The sequence below is a fragment of the Pseudoalteromonas prydzensis genome (assembly GCF_001661495.1).
GTDB classification, from domain to species: Bacteria; Pseudomonadota; Gammaproteobacteria; order Enterobacterales; family Alteromonadaceae; genus Pseudoalteromonas; species Pseudoalteromonas prydzensis.
Genome location: NZ_BDDT01000009.1, coordinates 1 through 22,142 on the forward strand (window position 1 = coordinate 1; position 22,142 = coordinate 22,142).

A 22,142-nucleotide genomic window follows, 5' to 3' on the forward strand; every position below is an offset into this window, starting at 1 on the left:
ACATCAACAAGCCAACCACCAAAGTTCTAATCGATTTATTTACTATAAATAAGTGTCAACATCAGCAACGGGCTTGTCCAACAATAGGATTAAGTTGCGGCTTCGCGCAACCTATCCTTATTTATTATGTGGAGCTCTAATTTTTAGGTTGCTGCTCGATTTTTGCATTTTGATCATTCATGGCTGCCACCTGTGTCAAGCATTTAGCCAATTTCTCGATACTATGCGATGAGAACGGCTTGAAGTGCGCATCACAATTCATTGGTTGATAGGTTTGAATCGCCTCTGTAGCAGGGAACCTCAAAGAGTAGAGAAACTCACTAGTTTCAACGATAGAGTAGCGAATCTTAAAGAGTAGTTCCGGATCTCGATCAGCTTCCCATTTCTCAATAAGCTTAAATCTGGGCGAAGAATTAAACACATAGTAGGGAATTACCTCCTCGGAATTCATTGCAACATGTATTGCTAATGCTCCGCCCAGCGAGTGCCCAACTAGGGTAACAGGTACATTTGCGTGATCGCCATTATTAAGTATGCTTCTGAGTTTCTTGTACTTTGAAAGTGCTCGGGAATTTTGGTGTGCAAGCAAATTGCCGTGCCAAAAGTCATTCCAATTACCGAACCCCTCAGTGCCTCTGAAAGCCAAAACAACTTCAGTTAGTTTGCTGTCTTCATGTTTCTCATAAATTGAATAAGCCAAACCAATATCGTCATTGGGAAAATGCTTGACCGAGTAGATTGATGGCAAAACAAAATCCATGCCGTCGCTGCCATACCCATCCCCTCCCTGTCCATACGTGTTGCTTGCCATTTGCGCATACAAATAGCTTTTTAATGCAACTTGCCGTTGCTGGTCTGACCAATTTGATTCTGGCTTCATTTCGAATGTATTGGGTATCCTAGTATTTGTTTGGCAAGCAGCCAGAGTAATAATGGACAAACAAATTAAGATAAAACCCGGAACTTTACTCTTCATAGTTTTCTCCAGTTTCTAAGTCCTTGGCCCACATAACGCCCGCCTAACAGGCGCATAAAAGCTTGGCTAAAATAAGGAACGAAGTGACGCAAGCCAAGCTTTTTGCGTCCTTCGTTGAGGCGCTTGTTAGGCTTACCTTATGAGCGAAACCCTGTAATCCGAAATTTATTCCCCGTTATTTCAGAAGAAACTTGATCTATAAACTGTACTATAGATTTCTCAATAAACTCATTTAGAAGCCATGAAGCATCTTTTTCCAAATGAGATTTCAAAACGTTTGGCTGGTACCTAGCTAATTCACTCAAACGATGCATTGCGGCATAAGATAAGACAAGTGGATTACGATTAATTATAGAGTCAGCAGTTAAATCTTTTCGCTTTATATACCAGAGCTCATTTGCACTATAAATATACTGAAGCTCTTTTCGGCGAGCTTTTAAATAATGATTCAGTCTATTTAAATTGTCTGTATCTGGGTTATTTCGAGCAACATCCCATTTAAATCTCCGCTTATGACGAATTGTATAATTTTCATCATTCTCAGCTATAACTTCCAATTCATATTTTAAGGATTCAAGCCTAGTCAGGGTTGCTTTGTTGGAATGTTCTGGCTCTAATTCAAATTGCATCCATGCTTTATTTTTAGTTTTGTCCTTAACTATTTTAGGATTCAATATAGGTACAAATAACTCAGTTTGATTAGGATAAGTTACATTGTATGATCGATGTATATACGCCAAATTATAAAACACGTCTTTAAGCGAGTATTCTTCATGGGGTTCATCTTCCGATTGAGGAACAACAGCCTCCTCAAAATATGAACACAACCCAGACAAAACACCTTTGGTCTTAAGCCTAACGAATTCATTTTTTATATTATTATGACCTTTTTCGCTTCGCCCTGAAACTCCATGAGAAAAGTCATAAGGAATATTCTTAATCTCTAAAAGTGCTTTTGACGCATTAAGAAAACAATAGTAAGTGGTCAATGGTTTTGAATTGTTATCTAGTGACTTAGTTGCTTGATAAAAATTCCGTGCTTGTTGCCAATAAAAAATAGCATTTTTGTGCTTTACTGAGCCATCTGATTTTTGTTTTAAGTAAATTTCAACATATTCCCAAGTAGAGTCAGTTAAGATCGTTTTTGATTTTAGCTCGGGCTCCATTTGAGCGTGGTAAGCGCAAACAGGCCATATACCTATTTTGAGTTGTTCTCTTTTTTTAGCAGGTTTCAAGCTATCTTTGATTTCTTTAATAGCCTTTTCATTTGCGGAAGCTTTATCAGATACTCTTCTAATACGTCCGTTTAGATCAACCACATTGAATCCTTAATGGTTAAAAGTTACAACGATGTTTAACTTAGTAAGCATAACGCCGTAAATAAACGGCAAAAATTAGTTGGCTATAATTTGTGAGGTACGAACAAAGCCAACTGATTTTTGTCCGCCCTTTTTAATTTGCTTTGTTATATGCCCGATTACACCCCGAGATTTCTAAAAATTACCCGAGCTAACATCAATAGAACAGTATAAATGAGAACTAATGTAACAAGCATTCCCAATAACCCCAAAAACACGACGTTCGTGGGTAATTCTCTCAGTGGCTGGTTTACATCTACGTTTAATACACCACCCACATAGTGAACTAAAGACACAAACAGGAATGTGGAAATAAACACTAGAAGTGTATAAACGAAATAACGAACAACTTTTCCTTTTGGGTCCGGAGCAGAATCAAATCTATAATCGAATTTATTCAAGTGAAACTCCAAGTTTGTTCAGGGCATATAACGCCGCAATCACGCGCTTGTCGCGTGCATTGCATTGTTAGCTGAAGTTCGCCGCGAACTTAGCATGTAGGCGGCAACGCCGAACCAACCCATTGTGGGAATCGCCCACGCTCTTTGTACCAAACCGTTGTATTCTGATGGTATGAATCCGGCATAGATCGCCCAAAACATAAGTACGTGCAATAGAGTTACTGTTACTGAAAGGTTCTCAAATGCTAGCGACTTAATCGTGTTCTTGAACTCAAGAGCAAATGTGATCGGAACGACAATCATGAAAATTGACAAGTTGTAAAGCAGATGCAGAGGGCTTTCCAGTGTCCATATACCAGCGCTAATCATGCTAATGCCGAGCAACAGGGCTGAAAGCATCGAAGCAGAGAACCGGTTTGGTGATATTGCTTGTATCCCCATGGCAAACAGGATCATGGATGCGCCGATTACAATATCTGCTGTTCGGTGTATAAAAGCAAAAACTGGCGATTCAAGTGCAACATGACTGATACTCTTGGCATAAACGTCAAAGCCGGGAATTACAAAGCCCAGGCCAATATTAATGATAGAAAATATCCAGACCAGGTGGACTTGCTTAACTAATATTTGATTCATCGTCCCAATTCCAGCTAACGCAAAGCTTTGGGGCGGCTGGAGCGCAGCGTAAGCCGTCCCAGCCACGATAGTGGCGACAACAGCGCCTTGTTATGCCTGATTTGCAAGCCAAGCCTCCGCCTCTTCCTTAAGGTGAATTAGAAATTTAACTTCCGCTTCATCTCTAGGTAAATCAGTGTAATAGAGAATTCTTGAACCATCACGACAATCCCATACTTCTCTGAGCCAACAAAATATATGCTCAAAACCGAGATTACTTCCTAGATACTTTCCATCTGGTAGTTCGTCAGTAATTTCGTGGTGAACGTCCCAATACAGGAAATTAGCACCAACCATTAAATCTATCTCTCCCGATACCATTTTTTCTATAGTATCTCTCGCTAACTGTTTTGCAGCTTCAATTTTTGAAGGAACGGTTAAACCCAACTCAACAATTGCTTTTTCGAACATTGGCCCTACGGTTGCCATAACCGGATATAACTCCATTGCAAGGAAGTTTAGTGAGTCCGTAAAAATACCTTGTGTTAGCCACAAGTCAGCAAGCTGAACAATATCTTCGCTTGAAAGTAACCCAAGCTTATATTTCGAAATAGCAATTTCAGGCTTCATAATTCAAAAGGCATAACAGCTTATTCAAAGGATCTAAACCCACAAGTTGCAGACAGAAAATCCTTTGAGTTTTTTAATACTTTAAGTTTAACTCTGTATCTAAATGTAAATCAAGGGATTTATATTTGTTGTTTTTTTGTTGTTGTAAAATACAAGAAATAATCCCGCGAGTTGTTGAAAAAAAACTAAATACAACTACTGTTTATATATACAGTAACAACTGGAGCAGATTATGGCTTCTGTATTTTTAGAATCCATCCGTGACTTTATGATAACGCGTCGTTATGCCAAGCGTACTATAGACACTTATCAATATTGGATAAAATTTACATTTTATACCATGCTAAAAAACATCCGGCGCAATTAGCAGAGTTGGAGGTTGAGCAATTCTTATCTTATTTAAGTAATCAGCGTAATGTTGCAATGAAAACTCAGGCAACGGCTTTAAATGCTTTGGTATTTTTATACCGTCATATTATTAATCGGCCGTTATCACTTGAGATGAATTTTAATAAATCACTCGTGCCACCTAAATTACCTGTAGTACTGACCCGTGAAGAAATGCAGCGTTTATTATTGGCAATGGACCCAAAGTATAAACTTATCGCTCAGTTACTTTACGGTAGTGGTCTACGTTTAATGGAAGCTGTAAGGCTACGGGTAAAAGATGTCGATTATGACTATGTCTCATTAATGATTTGGCAGGGCAAAGGTAATAAAAACCGCAGAGTAACATTAGCACTCGAACTACTGCCGTTGTTGCGCAGCCAAAGTCACTTGGTAAATGACTACTGGCATCGAGACAAACAAGCAACAGACTATGCCGGTGTCTGGCTTGCGAATGCATTAGCTAGAAAATACCCAGCGGCTCCTTATGAAATGAGCTGGCAATATTTGTTTCCTTCTGCCCAGTTAAGCATGGACCCAGAAAGTAAAAAGCTGCGTCGCCACCATATTGATGAAACAACGGTTCGTAAAGCAATTAAACAGGCAGCAAAGCTGGCAAAAATTCAAAAAAATGTTACCTGCCATACGCTACGGCACTCGTTCGCTACCCACTTACTTGAATCTGGTGCAGATATACGCACCGTGCAAGAACAACTCGGCCATAGCGATGTTCGCACCACACAAATATATACGCATGTTTTACAACAAGGCGCGAACGGGGTAATTAGCCCACTAAGTAAAATATTATAAAGTATGAATTTAAAAGACTTTTACCTAATCTAATAAGCATTAAAATGCGCTACAACTGTGGGGTAATATGATTAGCCTTTTTCACCAAAAGGGGCTTACGTATGTTAGCCCCAATGGGTGGATTTTATTTACAGTGTGTTGTTTAGTAACAACAAACCATAAGCTGCGAGTTGTTCGCCATTGAGGTCATGTTGCCAGTTGGCGGTTAAACCGTCTCGAGCAATGTTAGCAACAGTTTGAGGGGTAGCCGTTAAATTAAGCACGAACACACTTTTACTGCCGTTTAACTCGCGGGTTATTTCAACTAGGCCGTTGTTGTGTTGAGTTAACGTGTAGCTGCCTTTAATGCCGAGCTCTGGGCGCTGTTTTTTCTGCGAAATTAAGTGCTGATATAAACGCCAAAGTGAATCAGAGTCTGCTTGTTGCGTTTTTACATTGCGATCGCCTGCGCTAAGCTGCTCGGCTAAAAATTCAGGCCACCAGCTGGTAAAGTCTTTACCAAATAATTCACTTTGTTCAACCCAACTGGTTTTAGCTTTGGTAAAACCGGCTTGATTGCTGTTGTCCCATTGCATTGGCGCGCGTTTATAAACGTCGTGACCTGTGCCACCTTGTGTTAAGCCAATTTCTTCGCCGTAATAAATATACGGTGTGCCAGGGGAGCTAAATAACATGGCGGCGGCAAGCTTTGCCCTGTCGTCATGCTCTGCTAGTTGATACGCTACACGCTCTTGGTCGTGATTGGTTAAAAACGGCGCAAAAAAGTCAAGTGGTGCGCTCGAGTCAATACGTTGCTGTATATTTTGTTTGAGCACATTGGCATCAACCGTATTTTTTTGCTGGTTAGACTGCATGGTGCCAAATTGCGCTTCGCCACTGGCGTCTGGCTTTAATAAGCCAAGGATTTTATAGCCCACTTCAAAATCAAAACCTTGATCGAGTCCTTTGCCGTCGCCGTAATATTTTGCTGCAACAGGAATGTCAGCCCACGCTTCACCGACTAAGTACGCGTCTGGATCAACACTTTTTACATACTGATTAAAGTGCTGCCAGTAGGCAATGGTTTCATCGGTGTCGGCTTGCGCATTGCCGCCGCTTTCCATGGCAAAGCGTACTGCGTCTAATCTAAAGCCTGCTACGCCTTTATCGAGCCAAAACTTGGCCATTTTTTCCATTTCGGCAATCACGTCGGGGTGGCGTAAATTTAAATCAGGTTGGCTGGCACCAAATACGCCGTAGTAATACTGCTGGCGTGTTTCATTCCAATGCCATACGGCATCGGGCTGGTCGTTATCACTCCATGCGTGGCCCCAACCGCTACCGGCCTTGGGCATATCGTCGCGCCAAATAAAGTAATCTGCAAAAGGGGCTTGTTGTTTTGCTGAACGCTGAAACCATTCATGGTTACTTGATATATGATTTATAACTAAATCAAGTATCACTTTCATGCCTTTATCATCAGCGGCTTTTATAAAGGCTTCAAACTCTGCCATGCTGCCGTAGTCGTTTTCTACTTGGTAAAATTCAGTAAAATCATAACCATGATACGACGGTGCTTCAAACATCGGGGTTAACCACAATGCGTTAACGCCGAGCTCTTGTAGATACGGGAGCTTTTGGGTCATACCATTAAAATCGCCATGGCCATCAGCATCGCTGTCGTAAAAACTGCGTGGCCAAATTTGATAAAATATCGCATTTTGCCACCAAGGTGCAGCTTGTTGCTCAGTGTTAAGTTGCGATATTTCGGTATTGTTTGTATTTGATGGTGGTGCGCTCTGGCAGCCTGTTAGCATGAGTGCCAGTGCCAACGCGCTTAGGGTAAAGTTTTTCATTACAGCCTCGTTGTTATTGTTATAAATAACATAGCCGTATTTCACTACAGCTATTAGATAAAGATTAAATTATTTTAATGCCTTGGTAACAATGGGGTAATGATCCCATACGTGTTTGTCGCTCAATGAACGCACCAGTTTAACGTACTCGGCATGCGTCCACGCAAGTGGTGTGGCCGAGTTAGTGCCCTCGCCTAGGGTATAGCCTGCTTTATTGTTACCTACACCATCCCATACTTGCTCTGGCAGCATCATGCCTTCATTAGCAAACTGCTCAAGGCCTTTAACATAGGTGTTTTTAATAGTTTGTTGTTTTGTAGCGTTTAATGACTGCGTAGCATTTGCTGCGGCTATTTCATAGTGGCCACGTTCGCCAGTAAAAAACGGCCATACTCGACCACGTTGGCCTGGGGTATTTTGTCCACCTTCTGCGTAGTTAGCACCGGTTATTTCATCTTCACCGTAGCCATCATTGCCATAGCGGCGGAAACCAGGGAATGAGCCGCTGCCATCGCTAAATTGGTAGCTATATTTTACCTGTAAGTTATCGATAAGTGTTTCATCGTCGTACTCTGGCAAGGTTTTTACTATGCTCGGTGCCAATGCATCGCGCACACCGTAGCGTACTAGCTCTAAAAAGCCGCCGTCTAAAATCTGCTTTTTATTAAACCCTTCACGACCATTATTGGCGTTAATTTTTGTATTTGAATTAGCGTCTTTATCTTGACCTATACGAATAAAATACTCGCCGTCTGACACGCTTGAGTCTAAGTTACCTTTAGTGGTAAACATCAGCTTTTCAATATCGCTGTTGTACTTTTTAGCCGTGGCTAAGTAACGCTTTGCGTTTTTATCATCGCCTGCGAGGGTTGCAATATCAGCGGCGGTAATTAAACCGGCAATAACAGCAGCGGTAGTTGATGGCGAATACCCTTCTTGCTCTTCCCAACGTTCTTGTTGAGTCGCAGGTGGGGTTATTTGCATGTCGTTCCATAGGATTTTAGCGCGTCCACCGTCTACCAAAAAGTCAGCCGCGGGTTTTAACATGCGGGTATACCAATCAGTTAGCTCTGCATCTGTTAATACATTTGCTTGGTGTAATTTCCACGCTAGCATAATTGGCATCGCAGTTTGATCAAGCTGCACGCCTACCCATTCAAGCTCACCATCAACATGTGTTTTTTGTAAGAACCAACCCGTATCACCACCGTTACCCGGTGTTTTGGCGTTTACTTGTACTTTTTCAAGGTATTCAAATGCAGTTTTGGCTGTTGCGGTATCGCCTAGTGCCATAAATGCCATAGCCACTTGATAAAAGTCACGCACCCATACGGCTTTATAACCGGTAGAGCCCGCTTTTGCAGAGACGGTTTCACCCCACGGGTTTGATAAAGACGCAATGAGCGCGCCTGCATGGGTTTTATCTTCCTGAGCCTTTAAAACCATGGCGCTGGTATACAGCAGTTTACCGTTATCAGCTGTTTGCTCGCTCATGGTATTAAGTGGTGCAAGGCTTTGTAGGTAATCTTGCCAACCTAGGGCTTCGCCTTTGCCGTTGTAGTTATCAAGTACAGCTTGATACCCTTTGGCTAACGTAGCTTGGCCCTCTTTAAAGCTTGCTTGCTGGTTTTTACCAAAGCTTAGGCTTAGATCAAATTGAGTGTTTTTACCAATGTCACCCAGCTCAGCAAGTAGGCTTACATTGCCCGATTGCTCACCCGTATTTTTATACACAGTTGCTAATTGCTGGGTTGTTTTAAGCTCAGTTAAACCATCACTCACACCTGTAAAGCCGACACTGGTTTGTTTAAATGGCTGTGCACCTTGCAATGACAGGTAATTATCGCCCTGCCACGCTACTAGCCCTTGCTCAGTGGTTTTAGCAAAATCATCAAGGCCGTTATTATTGATGTAAGGGTTAACCGTTACGTAGGCTTTAACACCCTCAAGCTCAGTATTAAAAATACTGCGTACAAATAAGCTTTGCCCGTCTGGATCGGTAAATATGTGTTTTTCGAGGCTAAAGCGCCCTTGTTTGTCACGGCTTGTTACTTTGTAGGCAAGGGACAGTGGTCGCCCTGCTTCATCTTTATATAAGTAATCAATTGTTACATCAAGATCATCGCTCTCCGTCACAGTAAAGTCTTTGCCTACTACAACAAACTGCATGTCTTTAATTTGCGCTTGGTGAATAAGCCCAAACATGGTTTCAGTGATCATGCCTTTCGCAATTGAGAACCATACTTTTGACACTTTACCTGTTGGCGCTTCGTTACTGTAATGGCCATCTTGGTATTGCTCAAAAGACGTGCCTATCCCGGTTTTACCTGAGTAAGCCCAAAATGGCTCAACGCCTGGTGCGCCTGGCGCACTCACTGATGTTTGCACAACTGCACTGGTTTGTGTATTTTGCGTGCCACAGCCTACAAGGCCTGCGGCCAATATCGTCGCGGTAATTAGGTTATATTTTTTCATTTTAGGCCCTTAAATTAAGACTGTTTAACACGCAGTACGGCAACCGCTGCAAGTACAAAAGACACAGCGCCTAGCATCAATGCGTAAATAGGTTGATTTTGGAAAAAGTGACGGAGTATCAGGCCAAGTACACTGGCTGCAAGTAATTGCGGGATCACAATAAAAAAGTTAAATATTCCCATATACACACCCATTTTATGACTCGGTACTGAGGTACTTAACATGGCGTAAGGCAAGGACAAAATAGACGCCCACGCAAAGCCAATACCTATCATTGGCCAAATAAGTAAGCTCGGATCTTGTATAAACATAAAGCTCGCCAAACCTAACGCACCTAAAATAAGGTTAAGTGCATGTGCTAGTTTTAAACCAACACGCTTAACGATGATCGGGATACATAAAGCAGCCAATGCAGCAAAACCGTTGTAAGCAGCAAATAAAATACCGACCCAATCTGCACCGTTGTTATACGCCGCAGAACTTGTGTCGCTGCTACCATAATGAAAACTGGTTACCGCTGAGGTGGTGTAAATCCACATGGCAAATAATGCAAACCAGCTAAAAAACTGCACCCAAGCCAGTTGCTTCATCGCCTCTGGCATGGTGAATACATCGTTAACTACTTGGTAAAAACCACCGCTGGTATAGTTTTTTGCCTGTAGTGCGGCTGCAATAAATTGAATAACACCAAAACTCACTAACCCAGCAGCTAATAGGTATAGCTCTTTTTCTAGGTTTAAGCCGATGACTAAACCAAGTACGGCAAGCCCTAACACAGTAAATACACTGCCGCCTTTACTAAAGTTAATTTGTGCAGATACAGCCTGTTCAGCCTGAGTTTGCTCTTGTTGATTAAATGCGGCCAATTCTTCAGGTGAATATTCTTTGGTGGTTATAATTGTCCAGCCCACTGCGACCAGCAATACAACCGCACCAAAGTAAAATGAGTACTTTACAGAATCAGGAATTTGCCCTGCAGCGGCGGTGTTGGCAATATCAAACCAGTTTGTCATCATCCAAGGGAGTGCAGAAGCAACCACAGCACCTACGCCTATAAAAAAGCTTTGCATTGCATAGCCCGTAGCACGCTGTTTGTTTGGTAGGTTATCGCCTACAAGGGCGCGAAATGGTTCCATGGTGACGTTAATCGATGCATCCATGATCCATAACATGCCCGCTGCAATCCAAAGCGTTGGTGAGTTTGGCATAATAAATAACGACAAAGTGGTGAGAATTGCACCATATAAAAAGAATGGTCGACGGCGACCTAATTTGCCCCACGTTTTATCACTCCAGTAACCAATAATTGGCTGTACAATTAACCCAGTAAGTGGTGCTGCTACCCACAAAATAGGTATGTCATCTACATTCGCCCCAAGGGTTTGAAAAATACGGCTTACATTACCGTTTTGCAGTGCAAAGCCAAATTGAATGCCTAAAAAGCCAAAGCACATGTTCCATATTTGCCAAAAGCTTAGGTTGGGTTTGTTATTATTCATTATGTGCTCCAGTGGTCAATACTGCACTGCTAAGCGCATTTAACGTTAAACTGATTTTTACCCGCTCAGGTGTGATTGTTAACACGGCAGTTTGATTGGCTTCGAGCAGATCAAGTAATTGCTGCTCTGCCTGTTTGTGGTTTGCTAATGTGTTAAGTGGAATATCAATACTTACCGTATTTTCTTGCTCAGCAAAGTTGCTCACCACCCAAATGTGTTGTTGACCAATACTGCGGCTAAACGCGGCAACTTGGTCGCTACCTGTCACCGTGAGCGGGTGCATGTCACCGGCAACAACCGCAGGATGTTTACTCAACGCCATAACTGTTTTGTAATATTCACGTAACTGACTTTGCTCGGCAGTTAATGCGCCGCCATCAAACTTGCCGTTGTTCATCCACGCTTGATGCGCTGGCACGCCAATATAATCAAAAATACTGGTGCGAGTTGGTTTGCCAAAACCTGCCTCTTCAGAGCCATCTTCACCTACATCTTGGCCAAAATATAATAGTGTTGGCGAGCGGCTAATAAGGTTTGATACTACCAATGCGGGTTTGCCCTTTTCACTGCTACCTGCAAAATCGGGGCTGGCAATGCGTTGTTCGTCATGGTTTTCTAGAAAATGCAGCATGTGCTGTTCAATATCTGCCACTTGTTGCTGTGCTGCAAAAATGCTGCTCGCGGCTTGAGTGCCTTGCATCACGGCTTTTAGGGTGTCGTAAAAGCCCACTTTATCGTACAAGTAGTCCATTTTTCCTTGCTGGATATACGGGCGATATAAATCTGGGTTGTATACTTCGGCTAGTAAAAACGCCTCTGGGTTGTGCATCTTGATAGATGAATTTAAAAAGCTCCAAAACTCCACGGGCACCATTTCAGCCATATCATAACGAAAGCCATCTACACCTTTATCAAGCCAATACAAGGCGATATCACGAAATTTATACCAGCTGTTTGGCAACTCTTTATCTTGCCAAAATTCAAAGTGCGCGCGTAAATCTTGATTGGCATAATCGCTTGGTAGCGTTGGAAAGTCGTAGCTACCATCAGGTTTTACGCCGTAGTTAACTTTAACCGTTTCGTACCAATCGTTAATATCAGGCTTAGCAGCTCGGGCACCGTTACCAGTCCATTTTGCAGGCGTTTCATCAAATAAGTTATCGGCAAGTGGGTGGGTATTACCGCCCAGTACTTGGTAATTTTCACTGGTTGGTACTTGAAATGACTGCCCAGTAACGTAGTAAAAGTTATTATCGCGGGCATACTCTACGCTGGTGTCATCTTGCACACCAAAATCTTTCACACCAGCTGGTTTAGCGGTTGATTGATAATGACGCGCCACATGATTTGGCACAATATCAATCACCACTTTCATACCGTGTTGGTGGGTGCGCTTAATTAATGCAGCAAATTCTTCTAAGCGTCGCTCAGGATTGATGGCTAGATCTGGGTTTACATCGTAATAATCTTTAATAGCATAAGGAGAACCTGCGCGCCCTTTCACTACATCTGGATCGTCTTGGCTGATCCCATATTGGCTGTAATCTCCCACCAGCGCGTGATGAAGCACACCTGTATACCAAATGTGAGTTGTACCAAGCTCTTTGATCCCAGTTAAAGCGGCATCGTTAAAATCACTAAAAGTACCTACGCCATTTTGCTCTTTGGTTCCCCATGGCACATTGGCTGTTTGGGTATTACCAAATAAGCGCGTGAATACTTGGTAGACCACCGGCTTTGAATGTTCGTTAACTTGTTCAGCTACTTTTTTGTCGGCACTGGGGATTGTGTGCTCATCTGAGCAGCTCGATAACAATAAGCTACTAGCTAATACCCATGAGCCATATTTAAATATACTAATTGTGGTTTTGTTTGTTGTCATAATGTTCTTACTTAGATCTGACGTTTTAATGGATTGTCATTTAAACGTCATTTTTATTATAAATTTAATACTAAAGTGAACAGCCACTGACTGACAGTAGCTGCATACGTATTCACACAGGCTTTATTCAATTATTAATACCGTGGCACTCATTGGCGCCAATGTCATTGCATTCGTTAAGCTAATTGTTTGGTTAGTAAACAGATTTGTGGCCTGTTTATGTTGTCCAATTACTTCTTGCATATACGCTAATGACCAGTTTTTTACTGCGTTATTTTTGTTTAAAAATACCAGCACTGTTTGCTGTTCACTTATTCTAGCGTAGCTATAAACGCCGCTTTGTGGGCTAAAGTGAGTCAGCTTTCCATGAGCAATGGCTGGGCTTTGCTTTCTAAAATTAAGTAAAGTGGTGATGGTTTTGTGCATCTCAACTTGCTCATCTGATAACCCTTGTCCTGTAAAAGCATTACTAGTCTGACCTTTAAAACCACCGGGGAAATCAATACGGATATCACCGTGATCATTACTGCCCGTGTTATCAAGCAATACTTCGGTGCCATAATACATTTGTGCTATACCACGGGTGGTTAGCAACATCGCCATCGCCATTTTAGTTTTATCAAGATCTTGTTCTAATTCTGTAAACACGCGGCTCATGTCGTGATTATCGGCAAACACCAATAAGTTATCAGGATTTGGGTATAAAAAGTCATTGGCGATTGATTGATACACTTTTACCCAGCCAGTATTCCAGCTTTCATCTTCATTAAGTGCTTGAATAAGTGCTTCTTGTAATGAAAAGTCCATCACACTTGGTAGACTTGAGGTGTAACCATCGTTATTAACTTTGCCCGCTTGCCAGTATGAGGCAATCGCAGGATTGCTGGTCCACTCTTCGCCAACAATATTAAAGTCAGGGTATTCAGTCATTATCGCTTTAGTCCAGTCAGCTAAAAATGCTTTGTCTGAATATGAATAGGTATCAACGCGAATACCGCTTAAGTCGGCGTATTCAATCCACCAAATAGCATTTTGAATTAAGTATGTTGCTAATAATGGTTGGCGCTGGTTCAAATCAGGCATAGTCGCTACAAACCAACCATCACTAAACTGGCGTTTATCGAACTCGCTGGCATGTGGATCTTGTATAGTTTGTCGTGCATGGCTTGTTGCATGCTTGCCGTTTGCAAAGTCGCCGTTGAAATTGATCCAATCGGCTGTGGGTTTGTCTGTCATCCACTCATGCTTTGAGCCAAAATGGTTAAGTACTAAATCCATCACCATACCGATACCGTGTTGTTTCGCTTTAGCTGATAACTCGCGATACAACTCATTTGAGCCCATACGTGGATCTATGTTGTAAAAGTCAGTAATTGCATAGCCATGGTACGAATAGCTAGGCATGTCATTTTCAAGTGGCGGTGTTAGCCAAAGCTGAGTCACTCCTAGTTTTTGTAAGTAAGGCAGTGCATCAATGATCCCTTGAATATCCCCACCATGACGCCCACCTCGCTCCTGAGGATTGGCAGCCTCTAACATGCCTTGAATGGTATCATTACTGTTGTTGCCATTGGCAAAGCGGTCAGGGTTAATTAAATAAATGGTGTCGCTGCTATTAAAGCCTTTACGTTGGCTGCTATTTTTTTCCCGCGCAAGTAACGGGTATTCAAAACGCTCACCTGATTTACTCTTAAAAATTAAACTCGCAGGCTTGGCATCTGGGTTGATTGTCAGGTTTAAAAACGCGTAATTTGGATTATCAGTGTGCGTAATGCTGGTAAGCTCAACACCAGCATGCGGTTCAAGTTGCCATTGCTGCTTAGCAATATTTGCCTTATGCAGCATAATTTGTAATTGCTTGCTTTGCATACCAACCCACCAGTTTTGTGGTGATGCAGTTATTGCATTGACGTTTAAACACATACCAAAAAGCGTGCTTAGTAAAAAAGTGTGCATGAGTGATTTCATATTAATTATTTTTCATCCTGGCTAAAAATTCACTGTGTGTGGGTAATTGCTTTACAGTGCCGTTGATAAGCGTTTTTAAATTCGTAAATAACTCGGCGAGTTGTTCATCACTCAGTGCATCTGCGAGTGGATGATAATCATGTGCCTCAAGCCCTTGGCCTATCATTACTTGCTGCCAAGCAACTTCTGCAAAAAGCTCATCATCTTCTCTAATTAATTTACCTGTTTGCTTAAATAAATCGATTTTGTTTTGCAGCGATATAGGAATATCCATTTGTTTACACTGACGCCAAAATCCGCTGTCATCACGCTCGGTCAGTTTATAATGCAGAATAATAAAATCTCTTATTCGCTCAACTTCGGTTTTGCTTTGCTTATTAAAGGTATCGATTAAAACAGGTTTGATCCCTTGGTGGGGAAATAATTTAATTAACCGAATTGCAGCGGTTTGTATTAAGTGAATACTGGTTGATTCTAACGGCTCTAAAAAACCGCTTGATAAGCCAATAGCCACTACATTTTTGTGCCATTGTTTAAGCCTTCGTCCAGCTTTAAAACGAATAACCCGTGGCTCTGTGATCTGTTCGCCCGATATATTATCAAGGAGTTGTTGTTTAGCTTGCTCATCAGTAATATGACGACTTGAATATACTAAACCATTACCAACACGGTGTTGCAACGGGATTTGCCACTGCCAACCCGCATCGTGAGCAATTGAGCGAGTATACGGTACAGGCTCCGTTGAATTTTTGGTTTGCACAGCTATAGCACTGTCGCACGGTAACCAATGCGTCCAATCTTCAAATCCTGTGTTTAAGGTCTTTTCAATGAGCAATGCACTCAAGCCTGTGCAGTCTATAAATAAATCGCCTGAAATTATTTGCCCATCTAACAGCTCAAGTGCCTTTACAAAACCGCTCTCTGGGCATTGCTTAACATCCGCAATTTGACCCTCAATACGTTTAACACCGCGTGATATAGTCAGCCCTTTTAAAAATTCACCGTACAAGGTAGCGTCAAAATGATAAGCATAATTTAAACCACTAAGCTGGGTATTAGGAATATGTTTTAAATGGGCGAATTTATGCTGTTTGGCCGCTTGGTAGTTAAGTGAAAAATCCCAAAAATCAGCATTAGTGCCCTGTTGCTTGGCCCTCAACCAATAATGATAAAACTCACAAAACGGGAGATCTTTGCCTATCTCACCAAAAGCATGCATGTAGCTATTCTGTAGTGCTCGCCAGTTTTCAAACTCGATCCCCAATTTAATGGTCGCTTGGGTCGCTTTAATAAACTCGCTCTCAGGTATACCTAATGCCGCATTAAGGTGAAGAATCGGCGGAATGCTCGCTTCACCCACTCCAACAGTACCAATTTGCTCAGATTCAATCAGGGTAATATTAACTATTTTACCTAGCACTTTATTTAGTAAGGCTGCGGTTATCCACCCTGCAGTGCCGCCACCGGCTATTACCACGTCTTTTATTTGTTTACTCTGCATAGCCCCTGCTCCACTTGCTTTTAGTTAAGTGTAGTCGATATAAAAAAGCCCTTGTAAAACAAATCACAAGGGCCTTTCAACGCTAAAGAATGTTATAGCTTGTAACTAAAGCCAAGTAAGAACGTACGGCCATAATCTTGGTAATCACGTACTTGTAAATCACTATCGCCTTGTAATGATACAAACGGTTCTTCAGTGATATTTTGTACTTGGAATGTTACGCTTAAGCCATCTAAGCTTTCCACACCACCTTCACCAAAGTCATAACCAACTTGCGCATCCCAGATGGTTTCGCCTTTAATATCAACCTGAGTTGTTGCAAAACCTAAGCCGTATACATCACCTTTAAAGTCACTTCGTTTACGCATGCTAGTACGAGCTTGGAAACCACTACGCTCAAAGTAAACCGTTAAGCTATCAATTTGGTCTGATAAGCCTGGTAACTCGTAATCGTTACCGTTTTGATCTTTAAGATCTTGCTCGACACCTGTATGGCTTGCGATTAAACCAAAGCCATCAAGTGATGAATGAAAGACATTAAATGGCAAGGCAAGTGATAATTCGTAACCCCATAAGTCACCTTCACCACCGTTTACTTTACCTGAGCCAGACCCTGTAGAATTAGCAGGAATTTGACCAGTTGATGGATCCGCGACGCCAGACATATCTACTTCATAACTGCCATCAAAAATCCACTGGGTAATATCTTTATAGAAGAATGCTGCTGCAAAATAACCTTCCGCATCAAAGTAGTTTTCGTAGCTTAGATCTAGCCCTGTAGCTTCTTTTGGCTCTAAGTTTGGATTACCACCAGAGACACTCCAGTAGTTACCATTTTCATCAGGCTGCTGGTTGTAAGATGCATTTACCGATGCGTTCATTTCATCAAGGCGCGCACGTGAAATAGTTTTTGCCGCGCCAAAGCGAATTGTTTGCTCTTCATCGATAGCAAACGATAAGTTAATGCTAGGTAAAAAGTGATTATAGTCGTGGCTCACATCAGTAGGTGTAACAACAACTAAGCCATCAACTGTATTTGCAGCAAAACCTTGTGATGATTGATCTGTTTGCACATAACGTGCGCCAATATTACCAGTAACTGGAATTGAGCCAAGCTCAGCATTAATATCAAGTTGCGCAAAAACAGCTGTCACTTCTTCTTGTACTGTCCAAGATTGCGTTTTATGTTTTTGATCCGTTAGACTTTCTTGTAGTAAATCATAGTAACCATCGTTTACTAAACCGTTAGTATCGTAAGCAACCATGTCACCCATACCGATAAAATCTAGGCTAGCAGTGCCTAAACGATACTCTTCAGGGATTGACAACATACCAGGATTTGCAAGCGAGAAATCTTTTAAGGTCATGAAGTAGCCTTCAGACAGTTTGCTCTTTTCACGATCGCGGTATGAAATTCCAAAACTCACTTTACTGAAGTACGCACTATCAAGAACTTTACTTGCCGCGAGTTTTAATGTTGATAACTCATCATTAATTTCAGGTGCATTAATAAAGCCATCTTGGGCAGTATTTTCGTAAGGTGTACCAGATAGGCCATACTTATTATTTAATGCAGCACTTGAGCCCCATGATAGTGGCCCACCTAATTGAATTAAGCCATAATCGCTGTAATCTAACTCATGCGAAAATTGCGCACCTGTATTACCACCATCAAACACATAACCAATGTTCTCAGCAACACCATTATTATCTCCACGGCCAGTACCTGAATAGCTTTCGATACTCCAAATTTGGCGCTCTACTTCAGAGCGGCTCGCATCAAACTCAACTGACCAATCATCGCTAATATCGTATTTTGTATTGAATCCAAACTGAGTTAACTCTGCATTTCGTTCTTCGTAGTCGTTACGTACAACAACACGTTGACCTTGCGTTACAGCACTGGTGATAAAACCACTTTCAGGATCAACTACCACAGAGGTTGGATCTATTGTTCCTTGTCCCCAGGCAAAAGGCACTTCAATACCGCGAAGAATTTTCTCATCACTAAAATCAACATAGAGCGCATCAAACGTCATATTTAAGCGATCAGTTGGCGCTGCTTCTATAACAAGCATTGCCGAGTCACGCTCAAGGGTTGATGAACGTACAAATGGCTTAGCACCGCCTAAGATAGAGTATGTCTGGCCACTGTCTTCTGTAAACTCAGGGTAGCCCCATGAGTTCCAACGTTTTTCTTGGTTTGGTGAACTCATTGTGTTGTAAGCAAATGCGACACCGATGGTGTCATCAGCAAACTGGTCGATGTATGAAACTGTGCCGCGGAAACCTTGGTCATCACCGTCTGGATTTAACTTATCGAAACCAGTTTGCTCTAATTGACCATTAAACATGATCACGCGCTCACCTTTACTTAAAGGTTTTACGGTTTGCATGTCGATAACACCTGCAATACCTTCAGCGTCTAAACTGGCATTGGGTGTTTTATATACGGTTACACCGCTCATTATTTCTGATGGGTAAAGGTCAAACTCAACACCACGGTTGTCGCCAATAGACACTTGCTCGCGACCATTAAAAGTTGTTGCACTTTCGTTTTCACTAAAGCCACGTACGCTTACACGACTCGCTCGTCCGTCTAAACGCTGTGCTGTTAAACCAGGAAGACGTGCAATTGACTCAGCAATTGACGAATCTGGTAATTTACCAATATCTTCTGCAGAGATAGACTCTACTACTTCAGATGAAAAACGTTTTGTATTGATTGACTCAACGACGCTGCCACGGAAACCTTTAACTTCGATGACTTCTACGTCACTCTTGGTGGTTGGTTGCTCTTCTTGTGCGTGCGAAGCGAAACTGCTAATACCTGCTGTAGCAAGTGCAATTGTTAATATACTTGGTTTGAACATAGACATGATGCTTTTCCCGTTACCCATATTGTTATACCAACAGAATAAGATGCGAGTGATAGTGCGCAGTTATTAGTTAGCTAATTTTGTTGTCAGGATGAATATTAACGCCCGCCTTATTTTATTAACAACTTTATGCATACGTATTCAGGTTAGTGCAAAACTTGTAATCTTAACAAAAAATTCACAAAAAAATCGACAACACCTTGTTTTTATAGATATAAAGTTGACGTTGTCAGTCTTACTATTTTATAAAAGAAATATTCACCTCTCACTTATTTTTAATGCGCTAATTCGCTGGGTAACAGTCTAAAAATTAGTGTATTTACACTTTATTCATCTATTAGCAAATGAACTTATTTATACTGCACATTGGTAAGACCAATATAACGATTGCACCGCAACGCTACAGAACCTATAAAATATGCACCAAGTTGGAATTTTTTTGTTACTAACACTACCAAAATGCTAATTGGTAAAGATTTAATTGGTATTACTAACACTTTATTCGCGCGTTTTTATTGGGTGTTTTCAGATATCAAAATGATCTATTTAACATGCATACGTATGCATCCTTTTTACAGTATCAAACCCTTCACGTATGCTTTTTAAAAAATAACGTGGTTCACTTTTAGTTGAACTGCTAACAAGATCACGAACACAGCACTTCCACAAAGCGATAGTCGCTAGGATAAAATGGCTAGTGTTGTTACGACGGAGAAAAAAATGGCTCAACAGCAGTGGTATAAAGGCGCAGTGATTTATCAGGTCTATCCGCGCAGTTTTCAAGATACCAACGGTGACGGAATTGGTGATTTAAAAGGGATCATCAGCCGCATAGACTATATTAAAAGTCTGGGTGTTGATGCTATTTGGATCTCACCATTTTTTAAATCGCCAATGAAAGACTTTGGCTATGATATCAGCGATTATCGTGACGTAGACCCACTTTTTGGGGATCTTTATGACTTTGACGAACTTATTGCTCAAGCTCATCAACGTGATATTAAAATTATTATTGACCAAGTATTGAGCCACACATCAGACCAACATCAATGGTTTTTAGACAGCCGTGAAGATAAAAGTAATGACCGCAGTGATTGGTATGTCTGGGCTGATGCCAAGCCAGATGGCACCCAGCCAAACAACTGGCTTTCTATTTTTGGTGGCCCGGCCTGGCAATGGGAGCCGCGCCGTGGGCAATATTATTTGCACAACTTTTTAACTGAGCAACCGGACTTAAATTTTCATAATCCAGAAGTACGCCAAGCTGTATTAGATAACGTTGAGTTTTGGCTGAAAAAAGGTGTAGATGGCTTTCGATTAGATGCGATTAACTTTTGCTATCACGATGCACAGCTTCGCGACAACCCAGCAAAACCGCCAGAAAAACGCCAAGGTCGTGGTTTTAGTGAAGATAACCCGTACGCATTTCAATATCATCACTACAATAATACCCAGCCTGAAAATATCAGCTTTATGCAGGATATTCGCACCTTGCTTGATAAATACCCAGGCACTGTTTCTTTAGGTGAAATATCATCTGAAGATTCACTTGCGACCATGGCTGAATACACCGCCGGTGGCGATAAACTGCATATGGGTTACAGCTTTGAGCTTTTAACCAATGATTATAGTAGTGAATATATCCGTACAACAGTACAAACACTTGAAGAACGAATGACTGAAGGTTGGCCTTGTTGGGCGTTTAGCAACCATGATGTAGAGCGTGTAGCAAGTCGTTGGAGCAGTGATAACACCATCAACCCAGCACAGTGTAAAATGCTCAGCGCTTTGCTTGCATCACTGCGCGGTAGTGTGTGTATGTATCAAGGTGAAGAGTTAGGCTTAGGTGAAGCAAGTGTGGCGTTTGAAGATTTACAAGACCCTTACGGCATTACTTTTTGGCCAAACTTTAAAGGCCGTGATGGCTGTCGTACACCAATGCCTTGGCATAATAACGACTGCGAGCAGGCTGGTTTTTCAACTGTAAATCCGTGGTTACCGGTTGATCAAAACCACAAGCTACAAGCTGTTAATGAGCAAGATAGCGATCGTGATTCAATTTTAAATGCCTTCCGTCACTTTATGGCATGGCGAAAAGAGCAAGCTATTTTACTTGAAGGTGATATTGAATTTATTAACACGCCAGAGCCATTGCTTGCCTTCTATCGCCACTTTGCAGGACAAACAATGTTATGTGTATTTAACTTAGCACAGGAATCGGCAAGCCTCGATATTCAGCACACCAACATTACGCCTCATGAAGAGCTTCAGCACCACGTTGGTACTGTAGAAGGACACACCCTAACCCTGCCCGGTTTCGGTTGTTTTTACGCAGCGGTTGGTTGATTTTTTGGATTATATCTAGCGGTATTACAAACTAGCTATTCTGTAAAACCTAAAAAAATCGGTGATAGCAATTATCACCGATTTTATACACAAATAATAAGTATCTCTTAAATAATAGCGGATAAATTAATCACTAGATTATGTCAATGTAATCGGGCCTCTAGAGCATATGCTTTTAACTGTATCTGAAATTGATATGAATTTATTCCACGCTTGCGAAACTAGTGCTCCACGATTTCTTCATAACTGGGTTTCCAATAGTTTGCTAGACAGTTACATTGTAACTTCTCATAAGAGGTGTTTTATGAGCAAAGCCCAAGAGTTTAAAGAGGCGGCTGTTAAAAAATTACTGATCATGGATACTACGTTACAGAAGTCGCTGAGCGATTGGGTATTTGTACCAAAGCGTTATATCACTGACGAAGCCAGTTATCAGATAAACCTAAATCCGCTCAATCATCCGATGAAAAAGTGAAGATCGCTAAATTAGAGGCTAAATTGAAACTTGTTACGGAGGAACAAGATATTTTAAAAAAGACCGCAAGGTACTTTGCCAATAACCTCGACTAAAGTACGACTT

General features: G+C 41.6%; 13 protein-coding genes and 1 pseudogene. 3 read left to right on the top strand and 11 right to left on the bottom strand.

The window, feature by feature from the left end; translation table 11 throughout:
• Positions 1-136: 136 nt before the first annotated feature.
• The 4 genes from A7968_RS15265 to A7968_RS15285 form a co-directional block, all read right to left on the bottom strand.
• Positions 137-976, bottom strand: a complete 840-nt coding sequence (locus A7968_RS15265) for a Tle-like phospholipase domain-containing protein (RefSeq protein WP_064667440.1) — start codon at positions 974-976, stop codon at positions 137-139.
• 137 nt (positions 977-1,113) lie between these two features.
• Positions 1,114-2,295, bottom strand: a complete 1,182-nt coding sequence (locus A7968_RS15270) for a YaaC family protein (protein WP_064667441.1) — start codon at positions 2,293-2,295, stop codon at positions 1,114-1,116.
• Positions 2,296-2,774: 479 nt separating this feature from the next.
• Positions 2,775-3,371, bottom strand: a complete 597-nt coding sequence (locus A7968_RS15280; protein WP_084448223.1) for a DUF998 domain-containing protein — start codon at positions 3,369-3,371, stop codon at positions 2,775-2,777.
• A 90-nt stretch (positions 3,372-3,461) separates the two neighbouring features.
• A complete protein-coding gene (locus A7968_RS15285; protein WP_064667443.1) occupies positions 3,462-3,980 on the bottom strand; it encodes a hypothetical protein in 519 nt (172 codons plus the stop codon).
• Positions 3,981-4,212: 232 nt separating this feature from the next.
• On the opposite strand from A7968_RS15285, the pseudogene A7968_RS15290 reads away from it, so the two are divergent.
• A pseudogene (locus A7968_RS15290) lies at positions 4,213-5,177 on the top strand (integron integrase).
• A gap of 128 nt (positions 5,178-5,305) precedes the next feature.
• Here the strand turns inward: A7968_RS15290 and A7968_RS15295 are convergent.
• The 7 genes from A7968_RS15295 to A7968_RS15325 form a co-directional block, all read right to left on the bottom strand.
• Positions 5,306-7,012 carry an alpha-amylase family glycosyl hydrolase gene (locus A7968_RS15295; RefSeq protein ID WP_064667444.1) on the bottom strand — a complete coding sequence of 569 codons (1,707 nt, stop codon included), beginning with the start codon at positions 7,010-7,012 and terminating at the stop codon, positions 5,306-5,308.
• A gap of 69 nt (positions 7,013-7,081) precedes the next feature.
• The gene (locus A7968_RS15300; RefSeq protein WP_064667445.1) at positions 7,082-9,487 is read right to left on the bottom strand and encodes a glycoside hydrolase family 15 protein; all 2,406 of its coding nucleotides are present in this window, start codon (positions 9,485-9,487) and stop codon (positions 7,082-7,084) included.
• A gap of 14 nt (positions 9,488-9,501) precedes the next feature.
• Positions 9,502-10,986 carry an MFS transporter gene (locus tag A7968_RS15305; protein ID WP_064667446.1) on the bottom strand — a complete coding sequence of 495 codons (1,485 nt, stop codon included), beginning with the start codon at positions 10,984-10,986 and terminating at the stop codon, positions 9,502-9,504.
• A complete protein-coding gene (locus A7968_RS15310) occupies positions 10,979-12,868 on the bottom strand; it encodes an alpha-amylase family protein (protein ID WP_064667447.1) in 1,890 nt (629 codons plus the stop codon). Before A7968_RS15310 ends, A7968_RS15305 begins: the two co-directional genes overlap by 8 nt.
• Before the next feature lie 123 nt (positions 12,869-12,991).
• Entirely contained in the window at positions 12,992-14,836 is a 1,845-nt protein-coding gene (locus tag A7968_RS15315; protein ID WP_064667448.1) for a glycoside hydrolase family 13 protein, read from the bottom strand.
• 1 nt (position 14,837) lies between these two features.
• Entirely contained in the window at positions 14,838-16,337 is a 1,500-nt protein-coding gene (locus A7968_RS15320; protein ID WP_064667449.1) for a tryptophan halogenase family protein, read from the bottom strand.
• 92 nt (positions 16,338-16,429) lie between these two features.
• Complete coding sequence (locus tag A7968_RS15325) at positions 16,430-19,216, bottom strand: TonB-dependent receptor (protein ID WP_064667549.1); 2,787 nt, start codon at positions 19,214-19,216, stop codon at positions 16,430-16,432.
• Between the two features lie 720 nt (positions 19,217-19,936).
• Between A7968_RS15325 and A7968_RS15330 the strand changes: the two genes are divergently transcribed.
• Positions 19,937-21,562, top strand: coding sequence for an alpha-glucosidase family protein (locus A7968_RS15330; protein WP_064667450.1), 1,626 nt, complete (start codon positions 19,937-19,939; stop codon positions 21,560-21,562).
• Positions 21,563-21,866: 304 nt separating this feature from the next.
• A complete protein-coding gene (locus A7968_RS23225) occupies positions 21,867-22,037 on the top strand; it encodes a hypothetical protein (RefSeq protein WP_157586763.1) in 171 nt (56 codons plus the stop codon).
• The last annotated feature ends 105 nt before the right edge of the window (positions 22,038-22,142 follow it).

What these genes read in the sequence shown, in the direction of transcription:
- A7968_RS15265 (WP_064667440.1), bottom strand. Translation starts at nt 976, where the DNA reads ATGAAGAGTAAAGTTCCGGGTTTTATCTTAATTTGTTTGTCCATTATT.
- A7968_RS15315 (WP_064667448.1), bottom strand. Translation starts at nt 14,836, where the DNA reads ATGAAATCACTCATGCACACTTTTTTACTAAGCACGCTTTTTGGTATG.
- A7968_RS15320 (WP_064667449.1), bottom strand. Translation starts at nt 16,337, where the DNA reads ATGCAGAGTAAACAAATAAAAGACGTGGTAATAGCCGGTGGCGGCACT.
- A7968_RS15325 (WP_064667549.1), bottom strand. Translation starts at nt 19,216, where the DNA reads ATGTCTATGTTCAAACCAAGTATATTAACAATTGCACTTGCTACAGCA.
- A7968_RS15330 (WP_064667450.1), top strand. Translation starts at nt 19,937, where the DNA reads ATGGCTCAACAGCAGTGGTATAAAGGCGCAGTGATTTATCAGGTCTAT.
- A7968_RS15310 (WP_064667447.1), bottom strand. Translation starts at nt 12,868, where the DNA reads ATGACAACAAACAAAACCACAATTAGTATATTTAAATATGGCTCATGG.
- A7968_RS23225 (WP_157586763.1), top strand. Translation starts at nt 21,867, where the DNA reads ATGAGCAAAGCCCAAGAGTTTAAAGAGGCGGCTGTTAAAAAATTACTG.
- A7968_RS15305 (WP_064667446.1), bottom strand. Translation starts at nt 10,986, where the DNA reads ATGAATAATAACAAACCCAACCTAAGCTTTTGGCAAATATGGAACATG.
- A7968_RS15295 (WP_064667444.1), bottom strand. Translation starts at nt 7,012, where the DNA reads ATGAAAAACTTTACCCTAAGCGCGTTGGCACTGGCACTCATGCTAACA.
- A7968_RS15280 (WP_084448223.1), bottom strand. Translation starts at nt 3,371, where the DNA reads ATGAATCAAATATTAGTTAAGCAAGTCCACCTGGTCTGGATATTTTCT.
- A7968_RS15300 (WP_064667445.1), bottom strand. Translation starts at nt 9,487, where the DNA reads ATGAAAAAATATAACCTAATTACCGCGACGATATTGGCCGCAGGCCTT.
- A7968_RS15285 (WP_064667443.1), bottom strand. Translation starts at nt 3,980, where the DNA reads ATGAAGCCTGAAATTGCTATTTCGAAATATAAGCTTGGGTTACTTTCA.